We start from the raw sequence: 16905 nt of genomic DNA, 5'->3' as shown, positions 1-16905 counted from the left end.
GCAGGTTAGTTTGATTAATCCTGCAAAGGACGGTACTAGTTGCATTTTCAGTCCATTCCGTCATACTACAAGAGAGAAAGGATAGGAGGGCTATATATGATCATTATTGAAAATGATAAATTAACGGTTGAAATTGCAAATAAAGGGGCGGAAATTCGGAGCATTTGGCATAAAGAACAAAGCAGGGAAGTGATGTGGAGCGGAGACCCAACGTACTGGGGGCGGATCGCGCCTGTATTGTTTCCAATTGTTGGGCGTTTAAAAGATGGCGCGTATACATACAACGGAAAGTCTTATCAACTGAGCCAACATGGGTTTTTGCGCGACCAAATGTTTGTTACTGACGATTTACAAAGCGACAAAGCCGTATTCCGGTTTGAGTCATCAGGCCAGTTTGCTGATGTGTATCCTTTTGAATTTACGGTTTATTTATCGTACCAGTTAAACGGACATACGCTCATCGTAGGCTGGGAAGTCGTCAATGACAATGAGGAAGAGATGTATTTTTCAATCGGTGGGCACCCTGCTTTTAAGGTTCCCTTTCGCTCTGAAGAAACATTCACAGAGTATGAGCTCTCCTTTAAAGCAGCAGAAGGCAAGCAAATCGAACGTTATGCCCTTTCGAACGGTTTGGTCCAAAAACCGGAAATCGTGCCAGTGCTAAAAAATATCGGGCTTACTGATTCGCTCTTTCAACATGACGCACTCGTCTACAGCCATCTCGACGAAGTCGCGCTTTATCCAAAACAACGCCCCGAAGAGAAAATTGTTGTCTCCTTTCCGCGTTTCCCTTATGTCGGAATTTGGTCAGCATATGATTCGGAAGAAAAAACTAACGCTCCTTTTGTTTGTATTGAGCCATGGTTTGGGGTTGCCGATACGGTTGATACAACAGGGCGGTTAGCGGAGAAAAAGGGCATCCAACAAATTGGTGCCAATGAAACATTTAAAGCATCGTATGAGATCAAGGTTTATTGAGCAATCGCGCAAACAGAGGCGCGATTGCTTCACTGTTAGCTTGATTGCATAAACAAAAAGCGGAAAAACGTGACGGCCGCTAGAACGGCAACGCCAATCAAGTAAATAATGGAAAGCCTTCGTTCACTTTTGCTCGTTGTTTTTAATGCTTGCAGGATGAGCAGTGCAGCAAGGAAAATATTTAAGAGAGAAACAATGAAAAAGGGAAAAATGCTTGCATATAACTTCGTTGATGCAATTCCGGTAATGTTGACAACCGCCACCAAAATAAAGAGCCACATATAGACCATCATAAGGAATGACGGCCGTTCTTTTCGTTTGTTTGCTGACATCATTTGCCTCCTAAATCGAATTATGTATGGATCAACAAAGAGCCGAAGGAAAAGCGAGCCTGTTTAGCGAAAAGAAATGTATGATCCAACAGGCTATCGTAAGTGTAGCACATGAGGCTAAAACATTTCGAAAAAGACGCCAGCTTTAGTGAAAGTCTCCTGCTAATAAGGCTTACAGAATCTTTACGATTGCTTAATGCTGGCTACATGCATAGCCCTTATGCTGAAAGCAGCAAGATAAAAAGGAGGCGTCGAGGTTGGAGGAGGATATTCAATACGAAGTTGGCGAGAATATGGTTGTAGGCGCAGGCTGGGCTCTTGCTCTTAGCATTCCTTTATGGGGCGGGTTGATTGCCCTTTGCAAGGTGTTGTTTATATAATTAGCGGCTTTGGCGTTTTGTCCAATACGAAAACACCAAAGAACGGAAGCTAAATCATTCGACTTTTTTTGGCTGCATGCCGTTTTAATGAATAAAAAGTTTTCTAAAACCAGCAAAATGCTGGTTTTTTTGTTTACCCGCTTGATCGTCCATGGTATGATAATGATTATCAATACCATCAAAAATGACGGATCGAACGTTAAAGGGAAAAAACACGAAATGAGCACACAGGCTAAGGAAGCACAACAAGATTTAGAAAAAGCGAAGGCACGTTCTAAGCCGTTAGCGGCAATAAGCGTCCTCGTTATTGGATTGGGGTTTCTTGTGTTTGCGCTCGTTCTTTCCATTTCTTATGGGGCAGCGCAAATTGACTTTAAAACCGTTTGGCAGGCGGTTTTCTCTTTTGACCCCGGATTGACCGAACATCAAATTATCCAAGAAATCCGCCTTCCCCGGGCTTTAGGGGCGGCGCTAGTCGGCAGTTTTCTTGCTGTCTCAGGCGCTATCATGCAAGGGATGACGCGCAATGCCCTCGCAGAACCGTCGATTATGGGCGTCATGGATGGGGCGGCGTTAGCGATTGCGATTATGTTTGCTTTTGCCGCGCATGTCTCTGGCTTTCATTTAATGGTTGCTTCTTTTATCGGCGCAGGCGCCGGTGCTGCGTTTGTGTTCGCAATCGGGTCACTGGCACGAGGGGGCTTGACGCCGGCCAAGTTAGCGCTAGCTGGCGTGACGGTCGGCGCATTTCTAAGCGCGATTTCCTCAGGCATTGCCATTCATTTTGACGTCGCCCAAGATATAAGCTTTTGGTTTGCCGGTGGTTTATCCGGTATGAATTGGACCAACATTAAGTTGATTGTGCCAGTCGCCATGATCGGTTTGCTCCTTGCTCTTGCTTTATCAAAGTCGGTGACGGTGCTTAGCCTCGGCGAAGATGTAGCGCGAGGGCTGGGCCAGCGGATTTTTCTTGTTAAGTCGCTCGGTGTGGTAGCTGTCTTGTTATTGACAGGCGCTGGTGTGGCAGTCGCAGGCTCGATTGGATTTGTCGGCTTAGTGATCCCCCATATTACTAGAGGCTTAGTTGGCGTCGATTACCGTTATATTATTCCATGCACTGCTGTATTAGGAGCATTGCTGTTAGTGTTAGCGGACTTAGCCGCTAGGTTGGTAAATGCCCCCTATGAAACGCCGGTCGGTGCAATGACCGCGTTAATCGGCGTACCGTTTTTCCTTTACCTTGCAAGGCGTGAAGGGAGGGGGCTTTCATGAAGCAAGCATTGAAAAATCGTCCAATCGCAGTGCTAGCGATTCTGTTTTTGGCCATTGTCATCGTGTTTTTAGTCAGCTTACAGACTGGCGCGATTCGGATCAGTCCCGATGCGGTTGCAAAAACGCTGTTTGGCTATGGCTCTACCCGAGATGAACTCGTGTTGTTTCAGTTTCGTTTGCCGCGAATGGCAATCGCCCTTTTGGTTGGTGTAGGTCTTGCTGTTTCTGGCGCAATTTTACAAAGCATTTCCCAAAATGAACTGGCTGATCCAGGTATTTTGGGGATCAATACAGGTGCAGGCCTCGCTGTTGTCTTATTTATCTTTTTTGTACAAGGTTCTTTAACGGGCCTTGGCAGTGCAAACCTTTTGGTGATGCCGTTATTTGCGCTAAGCGGTGCGCTGCTTGCTGCTTTCCTCATTTATATACTGGCTTGGAAAAAAGGCATTACGCCAGTGCGGTTAGTGTTGGTGGGGATTGGTTTAAATGCAGCATTTAGCGCCTTGCTGATCGTGATTCAATTGCGGATGGAACCAAATGATTTTATGCAGGCAACGATTTGGTTAACAGGGAACATTTGGGGAACGACGTGGCCCCACGTATGGGCAGTCTTGCCATGGATCATCCTTTTGATTCCGATTACGCTTTTTAAAGCGAGAACGCTAAATGTGTTACAAATCGGCACTCAGTCGGCGGTGTCATTAGGCGTCCCGATAGAGAAAGAACGGCGAACGCTTCTTGTCTTAGCTGTTAGCCTTGCTGCTGTGTCCGTAGCTGTTGGCGGTGGCATTTCCTTTTTAGGTTTAGTCGCTCCCCATATTGCACGTCGCCTCGTCGGGCCGAAACACCAAGTGCTTATCCCGGCTGCGGCCTTAATGGGGGCATTGATTTTGCTTACTGCGGATATGATTGGACGCAACATCCTGGCTCCTTCGGAAATCCCAGTCGGCATTGTGATTGCCATTCTTGGAGCGCCATACTTTTTATATTTGTTGATGAAAACCCGATAAACAAGGAGGAAGTCCAATGCCACGTTTAGTGACTGAAAAGCTTTCGATTGCTTATGAAAAAAGAGAGATTGTCAATGACTTGCATTTGCAAATTCCAGATGGAAAAATTACGACGATTGTCGGGCCGAACGGCTGTGGCAAATCGACGATTTTAAAAACGATTTCCCGTATTCTCCAAGCTTCCAGAGGAGCCGTTTATTTAGACGGGAAATCCATTCATAAACAGTCAACAAAAGAAATCGCCAAAAAGATGGCGGTATTGCCACAGTCTCCTGAAGCGCCAAGCGGGCTAACCGTTTCTGAGCTGGTTGCATATGGGCGTTATCCTCATCAGCGCGGGTTTGGCCAATTGAAGGACCATGACCGCTCCATGATCGACTGGGCGTTAGAACAAACCAATATGAGCGAATACGCGGACCGGCCAATCGAGGCCCTTTCTGGCGGCCAGCGCCAGCGTGTATGGATTGCAATGGCCCTTGCACAAGAAACGGATATTCTTTTGCTTGATGAGCCAACGACTTATTTGGACTTGGCCCATCAACTCGAAGTGCTGCAAGTATTGGAACGACTAAACAAAGAACAACAGCGTACGATCGTGATGGTCATCCATGATTTAAACCATGCAGCACGCTTTGCCGATTACATGGTATCGATCCGCGCCGGAAAAATTATGAAAGAAGGCGCGCCAGCAGATGTAATGTGCCAAGACGTGCTCCGCGATGTTTTCCACATTGATGCCAACATCGTCATGGACCCACGGACAGGCAAACCTGTTTGTTTGACGTATGATCTGTTAAAAGACCAACACCAGCAGCAGGACGAAAGACAACCAGCACTCGCATAGTGCTGGTTATCTTTATAAATATTATCGGGATTTCGTGGGCAACATCGAACATAACAGAAAGAAGCAAATTTTTTAGCGAATTTTCATTGACAATGATAATGATTTTCGTTATCATTTAGATAACGTGCTACGATACACGTCTGGTCGATATAGACCCCCTACATTTAACCTGCGCCTTACTGGCGGAGGTCTTTTTTTGTCTAATCATCTAGGCGGCAACTTTCAGTGAAATCCCTTATTTTTTCAACAGATGGATACGGGACAACGAGTAGGAACTTTGCTATAATGACAGACAGAACGAACGTACGTATACTCGGTATGTGGCATGCCAGTTTGTATGTTTTGCATTTTTAAGAGGATAAGTGTTTGTTGATTATCAATAAAGGAGGGGCGTGCCTGCGGTTAAGGCGCTTAACATGAAAAATTATGATGAATGGGCGCATGTTTTTAAACTTGATCCAAACAAAGAAATAACCGATGAAGCGCTTGAAGCCGTTTGCGAGTCAGGTACTGATGCGATTATTGTTGGCGGAACGGACAACGTCACATTGGATAACACGTTGTCTCTTTTTGCCCGCATTCGCCGGTTTCCAGTGACATGTGCGCTTGAAGTATCGGACCTTGAAGCGATTACGCCAGGGTTCGATTATTATTTGATTCCATCCGTCATGAACAGCCAACATGTTCGTTGGGTCATTGGCCACCATCACAAGGCTGTCAAAGAATATGGCGAAATCATTAATTGGCAAGAACTGCTGTTGGAAGGCTACTGTGTTTTAAATGGGGAAGCACGAGTGGCCAAACATGCGAATGCCCAGACTGACTTGGATATAGAAGATGTTGTTGCTTACGCACGGCTGGCAGAGCATATGTACCGCTATCCTTTTTTCTATTTGGAATACAGCGGCAAAAAAGGGCCGATTGATGTTGTCAAACGGGCAAGCGCAGTATTGGAAAAGACAAAGCTCATCTATGGAGGCGGGATTAAAAATGCAGCAGATGCCTCTGAGATAGCAGCATATGCTGATGTTGTCGTTGTCGGCAATGGGCTTTATGAAAATCTTAAAGAAGCGCTTAAGACGGTGGAGGCCGTCAAGGAACATAAATGCAGGTAGGCGGTGAGTGACATGCAAGATACAATAATTGAACGGATGCTATCTGAGTTAAACCCTGAGCAACAAAAAGCTGTGACCCATTCAGACGGGCCTTTGCTGTTAATGGCGGGTGCAGGAAGCGGCAAAACCCGTGTGCTGACTTACCGGATCAGTTATTTGCTCCGGCGCCATTCGACGCCGCCTTGGGCTGTTCTCGCCCTCACATTCACGAACAAAGCAGCGCGAGAAATGAAAGACAGGGTGGCCCAGTTGGTTGGACCAATAGCTGAAGATATTTGGATTTCCACTTTCCATTCGATGTGCGTGCGGATGTTGCGCCGTGATATTGACCGGATCGGCTACAGCCGCAATTTTACGATTTTGGATTCATCTGACCAGCTTTCGGTCATAAAGCAAATTTTAAAAAGCCAAAACGTCGACCCTAAGAAATTTGACCCAAAAGCGATATTAGGGATGATTTCTGCTGCTAAAAACGAATTGCAAACGGCAAGCAAATTTGCGCAAATCGCTTCAGGCGTATTTGAGCAAGTAGCGGCCGACGTGTATAGTGAATACGAAAAACGATTGAAACAAAACAACGCACTTGACTTTGATGATTTAATTATGAAGACGATCCAATTGTTTAACGAAGTGCCGGAAGTGCTCGATTTTTACCAACGCAAATTCCAGTACATTCATGTTGATGAATATCAAGATACAAACAAAGCACAATACCGCCTTGTGAAACTCCTTGGTGACCGTCTGCAAAACATTTGCGTTGTCGGCGATTCCGACCAATCGATTTACCGTTGGCGCGGCGCCGATATTCAAAATATCCTCTCCTTTGAAAAAGACTACCCGGATGCGACTGTCATTTTGCTTGAACAAAACTACCGTTCGACAAAAACGATTCTGAAAGCAGCCAACAGTGTTATTGCTAACAATGGCAACCGCAAGCCAAAAAACCTTTGGACTGAAAATGACGAAGGAGCGAAAATCAGCGTATACGAGGCGGCTACAGAACAAGCTGAAGCACAGTTTGTCGTCGAAAAAATAAAAGAAGCAGCAGCAGAACCAGGATTTTCTTACAAAGACGTGGCGATTCTGTACAGAACCAATGCCCAATCGCGTATTATTGAGGAATATTTTGTGAAATCTAATCTCGACTACAATATCGTCGGCGGTACTAAGTTCTATGACCGCAAAGAGATTAAAGACGTCCTTGCTTACTTGCGTTTAGTTGCCAACCCTGATGATGACATTAGCTTACAGCGTGTTGTCAATGTGCCTAAGCGTGGCATTGGTGCGACGACGGTAGACAAGATCGCTGCTTATGCTGATGCCCATGGGCTCTCGATGTTCAAAGCGCTTGGGGAATTGGAGCAAATCGGCGTTACGGCCAGAGCGCGGACGAAACTTGTGGAATTTCGCGACCAAGTGAATAACTGGGTGCACATGCAAGATTATCTTTCCGTGACAGAGCTAGTGGAAGAATTGCTTGATAAAACCGGTTATCGCGAAATGCTTAAAAACGAGCAGACGATTGAAGCACAGTCTCGGCTTGAGAACATCGACGAATTTATTACGGTCACCCAAGAGTTTGAGAAGCGGAGCGAAGAAAAAGATCTCGTGTCTTTCTTGACCGACTTAGCCCTTGTTGCCGATATTGACCAACTCGATAAGGACGAGGAAGCGACAAAAAAAGAGGCCATTACGCTGATGACGCTTCATTCAGCAAAAGGACTTGAATTCCCATATGTCTTTTTGATCGGAATGGAGGAAGGGGTGTTCCCACATAGCCGTTCCTTGTTTGAGGAAGAAGAAATGGAAGAGGAGCGGCGCCTCGCCTATGTTGGCATTACCCGTGCCGAAAAACGGCTCTATTTGACGAGTGCCAAAATGAGGACGCTCTATGGCCGAACGAATACCAACCCGACTTCCCGCTTTATTGCTGAAATCCCGGCTGAATTGATTGAAGAAGACAGTCAAATGCCCGCTTGGGGAACAGGGGGTTCTAGGCAGCCAGCCGCCGCAAGTGCAGCTGCCCGTGTGCGCTCAAGCGTCTTTGCAGGCAAGAGCGGATCGCCACGAGTAACAGCAACAGGCGGAGAAAGTTTTGACTGGTCAGTCGGCGACAAAGCGGTCCATAAAAAATGGGGAACAGGAACAGTCGTCAGCATAAAAGGAGAAGGGGATTCCATCGAGCTGGACATCGCCTTTACTCCGCCTACGGGTGTAAAGCGGCTATTTGCCAAATTTGCGCCTATCACGAAAGCTTAGAGAGGAAGACAGACCAATGGACAAGCACCAAGCAGAAAAACGGCTTAAAGAGCTGCGCCTCCTATTGGAGGACTATGGCTACCATTATTATGTGCTCGATACGCCTAAAGTCCCCGACTCGGAGTATGACCGCCTCATGAATGAATTGCTTCAACTTGAGGCGGACTATCCAGATTTGGTTACGGAAGACTCACCAAGCGTACGCATTGGCGGGCCGCCGGCTCCGTCCTTTAAAAAAGTGGCCCACCGAGTGCCGATGATGAGCTTGTCCAATGCCTTCAATGAGGAAGATTTGCGCGCGTTCGACCGCCGCGTCCGCCAAGCGGTAGGCGAACACGTCTCCTACGTGTGCGAATTAAAATTTGATGGCCTTGCTGTATCGCTCACGTATGAAAATGGAAAGCTCGTCCGCGGCGCGACTCGTGGGGACGGAACGATTGGCGAAGATATAACAAACAATTTGAGAACCGTTCCTGCCATTCCTTTGCGGTTAAAACAGCCTTATTCGATCGAAGTGCGCGGCGAGGCATATATGCCAAAAGCATCATTCGAACGTTTAAACGAAGCAAAAGAACAGGCGGGAGAAGAAAAATTCGCCAACCCTCGTAATGCGGCAGCTGGCTCCTTGCGCCAGCTCGACCCGAAAATTGCCGCCAAACGGAATTTATCGTTATTTGCCTACTCGATTGGCGAAGTCGAAGGCAAAAACGTGCAAACCCATTTTGACAGCTTGATGTTTTTGAAAGAACTCGGCTTTAAAGTAAACGAAGAAGCAGCAAAATGCGAAACGATTGAGGACGTCATTGCCTATACAGAAAAATGGAGCGAACGGCGCCATGAGCTTCCATATGAAATTGATGGAGTCGTCGTCAAAGTCAATTCCTTGGCCGACCATGAAAAACTAGGCTTTACAGCAAAGAGTCCCCGGTGGGCAACGGCATTTAAGTTTCCTGCCGAAGAAGTGCTGACAGTTTTACGCGATATTGAACTAAATGTTGGTCGAACAGGCGTAGTAACGCCTACTGCCCTATTAGATCCCGTGCTTGTTGCGGGAACAACCGTAAGGCGGGCTTCCTTGCATAATGAAGATTTGATCCGCGAAAAAGACGTCAAGCTTGGCGATACGGTCATTGTCAAAAAAGCAGGTGACATCATCCCAGAAGTCGTTGGCGTTTTGACGGATAAGCGAACAGGCGAGGAAGTTGACTTTCATATGCCGACAGAGTGTCCTGAGTGCCATAGCGTTTTGGAACGCTTGGAAGGGGAAGTGGCGTTGCGCTGTTTAAACCCGAAGTGCCCAGCGCAAATTCGTGAAGGGCTTATCCACTTTGTATCACGAAATGCGATGAACATCGACGGCCTTGGCGAAAAAGTAATCAGCCAATTGTTTTTGCATCAATTGATCGCTGATGTGGCTGATTTATATTTGTTGGAACGTGAGGAATTGCTCCAGCTGGAACGGATGGGAGAAAAATCTGTCGACAATTTGTTGGCGGCGATTGAAGCCTCAAAAGAAAATTCGCTTGAACGGCTGTTGTTTGGGCTCGGCATCCGGTTTGTCGGTGCGAAGGCAGCGAAAACGCTAGCATATGAATTCGAGACAATGGAACGGCTCCAAGAGGCAACGTTTGAACAATTGCTTGCCGTCAATGAGATTGGCGAGAAAATGGCAGACTCGATTGTCTCCTATTTTCAAAAGCCAGAGGTGTCCACGTTGTTAGAAAAACTAGCCAATGCTGGCGTCAACATGACTTACACAGGACCGAAAAAAGCAGCGATTGCCGAAGAAGCTGGGGTATTCGCCGGCAAAACGGTTGTGCTGACCGGAAAACTGTCCCAGTGGACGCGGAAAGAAGCACAGGAAAAAATCGAAGCGCTCGGCGGCACAGTGACGGGCAGTGTTAGCAAAAAAACCGATTTGGTTGTCGCTGGGGAAGATGCGGGCTCTAAACAAAAAAAAGCGCAGAACATTGGAATTGAGATTTGGACAGAGGAACAGTTTACACAAGCGGTTGAACAAAGCGAACAGTAACAAGGGGGATTGAAAGATGAAGCGTGTGGGGATACTTGGTTTGGCAAGCGCTGTTCTCCTCTCTGGCTGCAATTTCTTTGGCGGCGAAGAGGATGATGAGGCCAATACACCTGATGTTTCGGAAGCGGATGACTCGTTAACCGTTGTCCCATCGATACCATCAGAGGAGAACTATTATGCAAGCGTCCTGCAAGATGGGGCTTATGTGCATGGACAAACACGTGGCTATGGCCTTGACTTAGGTTATAGCCGCAAAGACTTGGATTGGCTTGAATTAGGGTTGGAGGATATTGCCAAAGAACGGTTTGATCCTAACGATTACTTTTTTCAGGAGGGCACCCATCTTTCTCGGGAAACGGTAAAGTCATGGCTGCTCCGCTACGATGAAGAAGAGAATCCGAATGGGCTAAATCCATCTTTGGGCGATGGAGACGATCCGATAGAACAAGAGAAAAACAGCCCTTGGGTGCTAGCGAACGTACTTGAACAAAATTACATGAATGTAAATGATGAGGGCGACTATTCAACAGGCGGCGTCGCGCTCGGCTTATCGTTATACAGCGAATATGAATTTAGCCATGACGGAAAGTCAGATTCTGTACCTATCAAAGCTGCAGTCCAAGAGGAAAAAGGGATGGAGTTTGCTGAAACGATTGTCAATCGGATGCGCGAAGGCGTTGACTCGGAAGAAGATTTGAGCGACGTGCCAATTGTCGTGGCGCTATTTAGCCAACAGCCGAAAGACTCTGTCAACGCGGGCCATTTTTTTAAAGTAGGCACATTTGAACCAGGAGAAAACCCTCATTGGGAAAATATTAACCAAGAGCATGTCCAGTTTCCTTCACCTGCAGCCAATGAAGATCATCGTGACGATGCGGATCGCTTTACCCAATTCCGTACTGACGTGCAAGCGTTCTTCTCAAATAATATCGGCGTCGTTGGCCGTGCACGTTATGAAGACAATCAAATGGTCAAGCTTAATGTTGACGTTAATATCCAATATAAAGGCAAGGCAGAAGTTGTCGCCTTAACCCAATACATTGCCGGCCAAGTCGAAGAATACTATGAAAACATACCAGTAGATGTAAACATTTCAGCGCTTTCCGGTTCACTTGAGAGCATTGTCTCGTATCATCCAGATCGGGAGCCGTTTATTCACATTATCAATTAAAATGCTAAAAATGTTCGTTTTTTATATGATGATTTTATGCTATAGTATGTTTGCTGGCAAAAAAGGAATGACGTTGCCGTTATTCCTTGCCACATGAAGAAAAACGCTTTCAGCAGCAGCTGGAAGTCATTATAGGAGGATATTCTCACGTGAAAAAATGGATCAAGGCATTATCGGTAGGTCTCGCATCGGTTGTTGTGCTAGGTGCATGTGGACAAGGCGATGGTTCGGAAAACAATGCAGGTTCAGAAGGTGGAGGAGAAAGTTCGGATTTTACTGCAAAAATGGTAACAGACGTTAGTGGCATTGACGATAAATCGTTCAACCAATTTTCTTGGGAAGGCTTGAAAGCTTTTGGCGAAGCTAACGGGTTGGAAGAAGGCAAAAACTATGACTATGTACAGTCAAGCACTGCCCAAGATTTTGAACCGAATTTGCGCGCTCTTACACGTGAAAACACGGATATTAGCTGGGCGATCGGCTTTCTCATGGCGGATGCTGTTAAAACAGTGGCGCAGCAAAACGAAGATGCACAATTAGCGATCATTGACTCAGTCGTAACAGATGATAATGGCGATCCATTAAGCAACGTAGCAAATATTACTTTTAAAGAGCACGAAGGCTCCTTCTTAGTGGGCGTTGCCGCAGGCTTGCAAACGGAAACGAATAAAGTCGGCTTTATCGGCGGCGTTGAAAGCGAGTTAATTAAGAAGTTTGAAAACGGCTTTAAAGCAGGCGTTCATGCGGTGAACCCCGACGCAGAAGTCATCGTCCAATATGCAGAAGTATTTACAGACCCGCAAAAAGGACAGCAGCTTGCCAACACGATGTATACGACAGGTGCAGATGTCATTTACCATTCAGCGGGGAACACAGGGAACGGCCTGTTTACAGAGGCGATTAACCGTGTCAAAAATGGCGAACAAGTATGGGCGATCGGCGTTGACAAAGACCAATATGAAGAGGGCGTCTATGAAGGCGACCAATCCGTTACACTTACGTCGATGATCAAACGTGTCGATACAGCAGTTCAAGATGTGACACAGCAAACGATGGATGGCAGCTTCCCTGGCGGCGAAATCCTTGAATATGGAATTGAAGATGATGGAATTGATTACGCGACGACTGGCGATAACTTAAGCCCTGAAATCATCGAAAGCATGGACGATTATATGCAGCAAATTCTTGACGGTGAGCTGGAAGTGCCAAAAACCGATGACGAGTTTAATGAATTTGCCGGATAAACGAAATCAAGATGGGCTAGTGTGAAAAACTAGCCTTTCTTTTTAGTTCATTAAAGGAGCGTTTGATCCTATGGAATATGTCATTGAGATGAACGGCATCCGCAAAGAATTCCCAGGCATTGTAGCGAATGATAACGTCAATCTTCGCTTGAAAAAAGGGGAAATCCATGCCCTTTTAGGGGAAAATGGCGCTGGAAAGTCGACACTAATGAACATTTTGTTTGGCCTTTACCAGCCAGAGCAAGGAGAAATCAAAGTCCGGGGCGAAAAAGTAGCGATCACAAGCCCAAATGTTGCTGGCAAACTTGGAATTGGCATGGTCCATCAGCACTTTATGCTCGTTGATTCGTTTACGGTTACGGAAAATATCATTCTCGGCATGGAACCGACAAAAGGCGGCCGCATCAATAAGAAAAAAGCGAGCAAGGAAATTGCAGCCCTGTCTGCCCAGTATGGCCTTGCCGTCGATCCTGATGCATTGGTCAAAGATATTTCAGTCGGCATGCAGCAACGGATTGAAATTTTAAAAACGCTGTATCGTGGCGCGGACATCCTCATTTTTGACGAACCGACGGCCGTGCTGACGCCCCAAGAAATCAAAGAATTGATGGATATTATGAAAAAGCTGACTGAAGAAGGCAAATCCATCATTTTAATTACACATAAGCTAAAAGAAATCAAACAAATTTGCGACGTTTGTACCGTCATTCGACGCGGCCGCGGGATTGGCACCGTCGAAGTGGCAAGCGCGACAACAGCCGAGCTAGCAGAAATGATGGTTGGCCGTGAAGTCAATTTCCATGTACAAAAAACGCCGGCTGTGCCAAAAGATACTGTACTTGAAGTAAAAAATCTTTATGTCAAAGACGGCCGTGGCGTGGAAATGGTCCAACAGCTTGATTTAACAATTCGCGCAGGCGAGATTGTCGGCCTTGCTGGCATTGAAGGGAACGGCCAATCGGAGTTAATCGCAGCGATTGCCGGTTTGCTTCCGGTAGAAAAAGGAGAAATTCGGTTAAACGGACAAAACGTTGCTGATCTCAGCCCACGCAAAGTAACGGAAGCGGGCGTCGGTCATATTCCTGAAGACCGCCATAAACTTGGCCTTGTCCTTGACTTCAGCGTCCAAGAAAACATGGTGCTGCAGACGTATTACCAAGCGCCATACTCGCGAAATGGTCTGCTGAACGCGGAAGCCATCAAGGCAAAAGCAAAAGAATTAGTCGCAGACTACGATGTACGGACGCCTTCTGTTGAAACGGCGGCAAGAGCCTTGTCTGGGGGCAACCAACAAAAAGCGATTATTGCCCGTGAAGTAGACCGTTCTCCAGACCTGTTGATTGCGGCACAGCCAACAAGAGGTCTGGATGTCGGTGCGATTGAAACGATCCATGAACGTCTTGTGAAAGAACGTGACAAAGGCAGAGCAGTGTTGCTCATGTCCCTTGAACTTGATGAGATTCTTAGCGTGAGCGACCAGATTGCCGTGATCCACAAAGGCCAAATTGTCGATATTGTGGAAGCCGACCAAACAAATGAAAAGGAGCTCGGCCTGTTAATGGCTGGAGGCAGCCGTGAAAAAGGAGTGGAAGCAAGTGAACTTGAATAAATTGCTGGCCGGAAAAGCTATGCATATTGCCATTCCCCTTTTTGCCATCCTGCTCGGACTGCTTGTCGGCGCCATTGTGATGATCATCACGGGCCATAATCCGATTGAAGCTTATGGGGCGTTGGTAGCAGGTATTTTTGGCAGCAGCTATTATTTTGGCGAAATGATCCGGACGATGACGCCGCTTATCCTAGGGGGGCTCGCTGTTGCGTTTGCTTACCGGACAGGGCTGTTTAACATTGGCGTAGAAGGGCAACTGATTGTCGGTTGGCTTGCCTCCGTTTACGTGGGAGCCGCTTTTGAAGCGCCGATGGCCATCCACCTCCCACTTTCTATTGCTGCTGCGGCGGTAGCTGGGGCGCTGTGGGCACTTGTTCCAGGCATCTTAAAAGCAAAGCTTCATGTCCATGAAGTCATTGTCAGCATTATGATGAACTATATTGCATTGTATACCGCTAATGCGATTATTCGCACTTACTTGCTTATACCTGGCGAGCGGACAGAAAGCATTTATCCTTCTGCCTCATTGGCTTCGCCATTCTTTCAGTCTCTTACGGAATATTCACGGTTGCATTATGGCTTTTTAATCGCAGTAGCCGCGTGCTTGTTTATGTGGTTCTTTTTATGGAAAACGACAGCGGGCTATGAGCTTCGCGCAGTTGGTTTAAATGCAAATGCTTCCACTTATGCAGGGATGAATGTTAGCCGCAATATCATTCTTTCGATGGCCATTTCTGGCGCATTTGCCGGACTGGCAGGAGCGGCAGAAGGCTTAGGAACTTTTGGATACATGAGCATTCTTTCAGGCTTTACAGGCGTTGGTTTTGAAGGCATTGCCGTTGCACTACTAGGTGCCAATACAGCGCTTGGCGTGTTCTTGTCTGCCTTTTTATTCGGAGGCTTGAAAACAGGCGCATTGACAATGAACCAGCAAACCGATGTGCCGACAGAACTGATTAGCATTGTCATTGCACTGATTATTTTCTTTGTCGCTTCAAGCTATGTTGTTCGTCTCATGCTTCTGAAGCGGAAAAAGGGGGATAAGTAACGATGGATGTGCTCGCCCTAATTGTTTCAACGACGATTTATTCGGCTGCCCCTTTAATGCTTGCTGCTCTAGGCGGCCTGTTTAGTGAACGTTCAGGCGTCGTCAACATTGGCTTAGAAGGGTTGATGGTGATGGGGGCATTTTCTGTCATCGTCACAACGCTCACTCTTGAGGCGGCAGGGGGAGGCGCTCTATCTGTTTGGATTGGGTTGCTTGTCGCCGCTGTGGTCGGCGCGTTGTTTTCGTTGTTTCATGCAGTCGCCTCGATCCATTTCCAAGCCGACCAAGTCGTAAGTGGGGTTGCCTTAAACTTTCTTGCAGTTGGCCTTTCGGTCTATATTATCAATTTGCTTTATGGCAGTGGGCAAACCGCTTATATTGAAAACCGCTTTTACCGTTTTAACATTCCAGGTTTAAGCGACATTCCTGTCATCGGGCCGTTGTTTTTTTCAAATGTGTATGCAACATCCTTTCTTGCGTTTGGACTTGCTTTTCTCGTCTATTATGTCATTTATTATCGGCCGTTTGGCTTGCGTCTCCGCTCTGTCGGCGAACATCCACAGGCCGCGGATACAATGGGTATACGAGTAGTCAAGATGCGCTATATCGGCGTGATGTTGTCAGGCGTGTTTGCCGGCCTTGGCGGCGCTGTTTTTGCAGCGACGTTTAGCGGCAACTTTTCCGCAACCACGATCACAGGCCAAGGATTTATGGCACTGGCGGCGTTAATCTTTGGCAAATGGCACCCTCTTGGCGTCATTGGCGCCACGTTGTTCTTTGGACTTGCCCAAGCACTTGGTGTAGTCGGCCAGCAGCTGCCGTTTCTTTCTGATGTGCCGCCTGTATTTTTGCTAATTGCCCCTTACGTGCTGACGATTTTAGCCCTTGCCGGTTTTGTTGGCCGGGCAGAAGGTCCAAAAGCGTTAGGCAAGCCTTATATAAAAGGATCGCGCTAAAAAATACATGATAGAAAGCGTTTGTTCGTTGTGAGCAGTTGGCTACAAACTGAACAAGGCAAGCCCGTGGTTTGCCTTGTTTTTTGTGCAACTTTTTTCGGGTGGAAATGTGTTTTTGGCAAATGGCAAAAACGCGGAAGTAAGCCTTTCTTTTTTATGCTTTCCTCGGTTATAATGATGAAAAATGGGAGGTGTAATCACAAAATGACGACAAATGACCGTGATTTTGACCAGTTGTTTTCCCTAGTCACAGAGATGAGAAAAGTGATGATTGACATGAAAAATGACATGGAAACCCGTTTTGACCAAGTGGAGAGTCGCTTTTCAGAAATGGACAAACGCTTTGATGATATGAAAAGCAATATGGAAACCCGTTTTTTGAAAGTGGACAAACGTTTTGATGAAATGAAAGAAGAGCATGTCGTAATGAATCGACGCATTGGCAACTTAGAGACTGCCCAGTTGGAAACAAATGCCCGCCTTTCTAAAGTCGAAGACAGCCAAATGAAAACAGCCGCAGCATTAACTGCTATTGCTGACGCTATTAAAGAGCGGACAAAGTAAGCGGCTTTTACTCCTTTATGCCTCTTGAACGTTTTCCTCTTACCCCTTTACGAGTTTTTCCCTTTTTCCTTTGCTACCTTTCCATTCTTCT

The 16905-nt window shown here is 46.6% G+C and carries 15 protein-coding genes; 14 read left to right on the top strand and 1 reads right to left on the bottom strand.

Annotated features, from left to right (window positions below; genetic code table 11):
* Window positions 1-96 precede the first annotated feature (96 nt).
* The gene (locus tag BUC05_RS13025) at window positions 97-978 is read left to right on the top strand and encodes an aldose 1-epimerase family protein (RefSeq protein WP_073304942.1); all 882 of its coding nucleotides are present in this window, start codon (window positions 97-99) and stop codon (window positions 976-978) included.
* Between the two features lie 35 nt (window positions 979-1013).
* On the opposite strand, the gene BUC05_RS13020 is transcribed toward BUC05_RS13025, so the two are convergent.
* On the bottom strand, window positions 1014-1310 hold the full coding sequence (locus BUC05_RS13020; RefSeq protein ID WP_011245934.1) for a hypothetical protein: 297 nt from the start codon (window positions 1308-1310) through the stop codon (window positions 1014-1016).
* A 257-nt stretch (window positions 1311-1567) separates the two neighbouring features.
* On the opposite strand from BUC05_RS13020, the gene BUC05_RS21935 reads away from it, so the two are divergent.
* The 13 genes from BUC05_RS21935 (at window position 1568) to BUC05_RS12960 (ending at window position 16814) form a co-directional block, all read left to right on the top strand.
* Window positions 1568-1690 (top strand): hypothetical protein, encoded by a 123-nt coding sequence (locus tag BUC05_RS21935; protein WP_255222624.1) that lies wholly within the window; start codon window positions 1568-1570, stop codon window positions 1688-1690.
* Between the two features lie 219 nt (window positions 1691-1909).
* Entirely contained in the window at window positions 1910-2962 is a 1053-nt protein-coding gene (locus BUC05_RS13015) for a FecCD family ABC transporter permease (RefSeq protein ID WP_035202109.1), read from the top strand.
* A complete protein-coding gene (locus BUC05_RS13010; RefSeq protein ID WP_073304940.1) occupies window positions 2959-3972 on the top strand; it encodes a FecCD family ABC transporter permease in 1014 nt (337 codons plus the stop codon). Before BUC05_RS13015 ends, BUC05_RS13010 begins: the two co-directional genes overlap by 4 nt.
* A gap of 16 nt (window positions 3973-3988) precedes the next feature.
* Entirely contained in the window at window positions 3989-4816 is an 828-nt protein-coding gene (locus BUC05_RS13005; protein WP_062750202.1) for an ABC transporter ATP-binding protein, read from the top strand.
* 416 nt (window positions 4817-5232) lie between these two features.
* Window positions 5233-5931: a heptaprenylglyceryl phosphate synthase gene (locus tag BUC05_RS13000; protein ID WP_073305156.1), complete on the top strand. Its 699-nt coding sequence runs from the start codon at window positions 5233-5235 to the stop codon at window positions 5929-5931.
* Between the two features lie 12 nt (window positions 5932-5943).
* Window positions 5944-8190 carry a DNA helicase PcrA gene (pcrA, locus tag BUC05_RS12995; RefSeq protein WP_073304938.1) on the top strand — a complete coding sequence of 749 codons (2247 nt, stop codon included), beginning with the start codon at window positions 5944-5946 and terminating at the stop codon, window positions 8188-8190.
* A 16-nt stretch (window positions 8191-8206) separates the two neighbouring features.
* Entirely contained in the window at window positions 8207-10222 is a 2016-nt protein-coding gene (ligA, locus tag BUC05_RS12990; protein ID WP_073304936.1) for an NAD-dependent DNA ligase LigA, read from the top strand.
* A 16-nt stretch (window positions 10223-10238) separates the two neighbouring features.
* Window positions 10239-11393 carry a CamS family sex pheromone protein gene (locus BUC05_RS12985; RefSeq protein ID WP_073304934.1) on the top strand — a complete coding sequence of 385 codons (1155 nt, stop codon included), beginning with the start codon at window positions 10239-10241 and terminating at the stop codon, window positions 11391-11393.
* 149 nt (window positions 11394-11542) lie between these two features.
* Entirely contained in the window at window positions 11543-12637 is a 1095-nt protein-coding gene (locus BUC05_RS12980) for a BMP family lipoprotein (RefSeq protein WP_011245942.1), read from the top strand.
* A 70-nt stretch (window positions 12638-12707) separates the two neighbouring features.
* Window positions 12708-14246 carry an ABC transporter ATP-binding protein gene (locus tag BUC05_RS12975; RefSeq protein ID WP_073304932.1) on the top strand — a complete coding sequence of 513 codons (1539 nt, stop codon included), beginning with the start codon at window positions 12708-12710 and terminating at the stop codon, window positions 14244-14246.
* A gap of 1 nt (window position 14247) precedes the next feature.
* Window positions 14248-15294 (top strand): ABC transporter permease, encoded by a 1047-nt coding sequence (locus BUC05_RS12970; RefSeq protein ID WP_035202108.1) that lies wholly within the window; start codon window positions 14248-14250, stop codon window positions 15292-15294.
* Window positions 15295-15296: 2 nt separating this feature from the next.
* Window positions 15297-16250 carry an ABC transporter permease gene (locus BUC05_RS12965; protein WP_011245945.1) on the top strand — a complete coding sequence of 318 codons (954 nt, stop codon included), beginning with the start codon at window positions 15297-15299 and terminating at the stop codon, window positions 16248-16250.
* A 204-nt stretch (window positions 16251-16454) separates the two neighbouring features.
* Window positions 16455-16814 (top strand): hypothetical protein, encoded by a 360-nt coding sequence (locus BUC05_RS12960; RefSeq protein WP_035202070.1) that lies wholly within the window; start codon window positions 16455-16457, stop codon window positions 16812-16814.
* Window positions 16815-16905 lie beyond the last annotated feature (91 nt).

The sequence above is a fragment of the Shouchella rhizosphaerae genome, from assembly GCF_900142675.1.
In the GTDB taxonomy this organism is placed as follows: Bacteria; Bacillota; Bacilli; order Bacillales; family Bacillaceae_D; genus Shouchella; species Shouchella rhizosphaerae.
The sequence above is the reverse complement of the archived record's forward strand: the minus strand, read 5'-3'. Positions and strand labels throughout refer to the sequence as shown.

Coding starts and splice junctions, on each gene's coding strand:
- BUC05_RS13025 (WP_073304942.1), top strand. CDS start 97: ATGATCATTATTGAAAATGATAAATTAACGGTTGAAATTGCAAATAAA.
- BUC05_RS13020 (WP_011245934.1), bottom strand. CDS start 1,310: ATGTCAGCAAACAAACGAAAAGAACGGCCGTCATTCCTTATGATGGTC.
- BUC05_RS13015 (WP_035202109.1), top strand. CDS start 1,910: ATGAGCACACAGGCTAAGGAAGCACAACAAGATTTAGAAAAAGCGAAG.
- BUC05_RS13010 (WP_073304940.1), top strand. CDS start 2,959: ATGAAGCAAGCATTGAAAAATCGTCCAATCGCAGTGCTAGCGATTCTG.
- BUC05_RS13005 (WP_062750202.1), top strand. CDS start 3,989: ATGCCACGTTTAGTGACTGAAAAGCTTTCGATTGCTTATGAAAAAAGA.
- BUC05_RS13000 (WP_073305156.1), top strand. CDS start 5,233: ATGAAAAATTATGATGAATGGGCGCATGTTTTTAAACTTGATCCAAAC.
- pcrA (WP_073304938.1), top strand. CDS start 5,944: ATGCAAGATACAATAATTGAACGGATGCTATCTGAGTTAAACCCTGAG.
- ligA (WP_073304936.1), top strand. CDS start 8,207: ATGGACAAGCACCAAGCAGAAAAACGGCTTAAAGAGCTGCGCCTCCTA.
- BUC05_RS12985 (WP_073304934.1), top strand. CDS start 10,239: ATGAAGCGTGTGGGGATACTTGGTTTGGCAAGCGCTGTTCTCCTCTCT.
- BUC05_RS12975 (WP_073304932.1), top strand. CDS start 12,708: ATGGAATATGTCATTGAGATGAACGGCATCCGCAAAGAATTCCCAGGC.
- BUC05_RS12965 (WP_011245945.1), top strand. CDS start 15,297: ATGGATGTGCTCGCCCTAATTGTTTCAACGACGATTTATTCGGCTGCC.
- BUC05_RS12960 (WP_035202070.1), top strand. CDS start 16,455: ATGACGACAAATGACCGTGATTTTGACCAGTTGTTTTCCCTAGTCACA.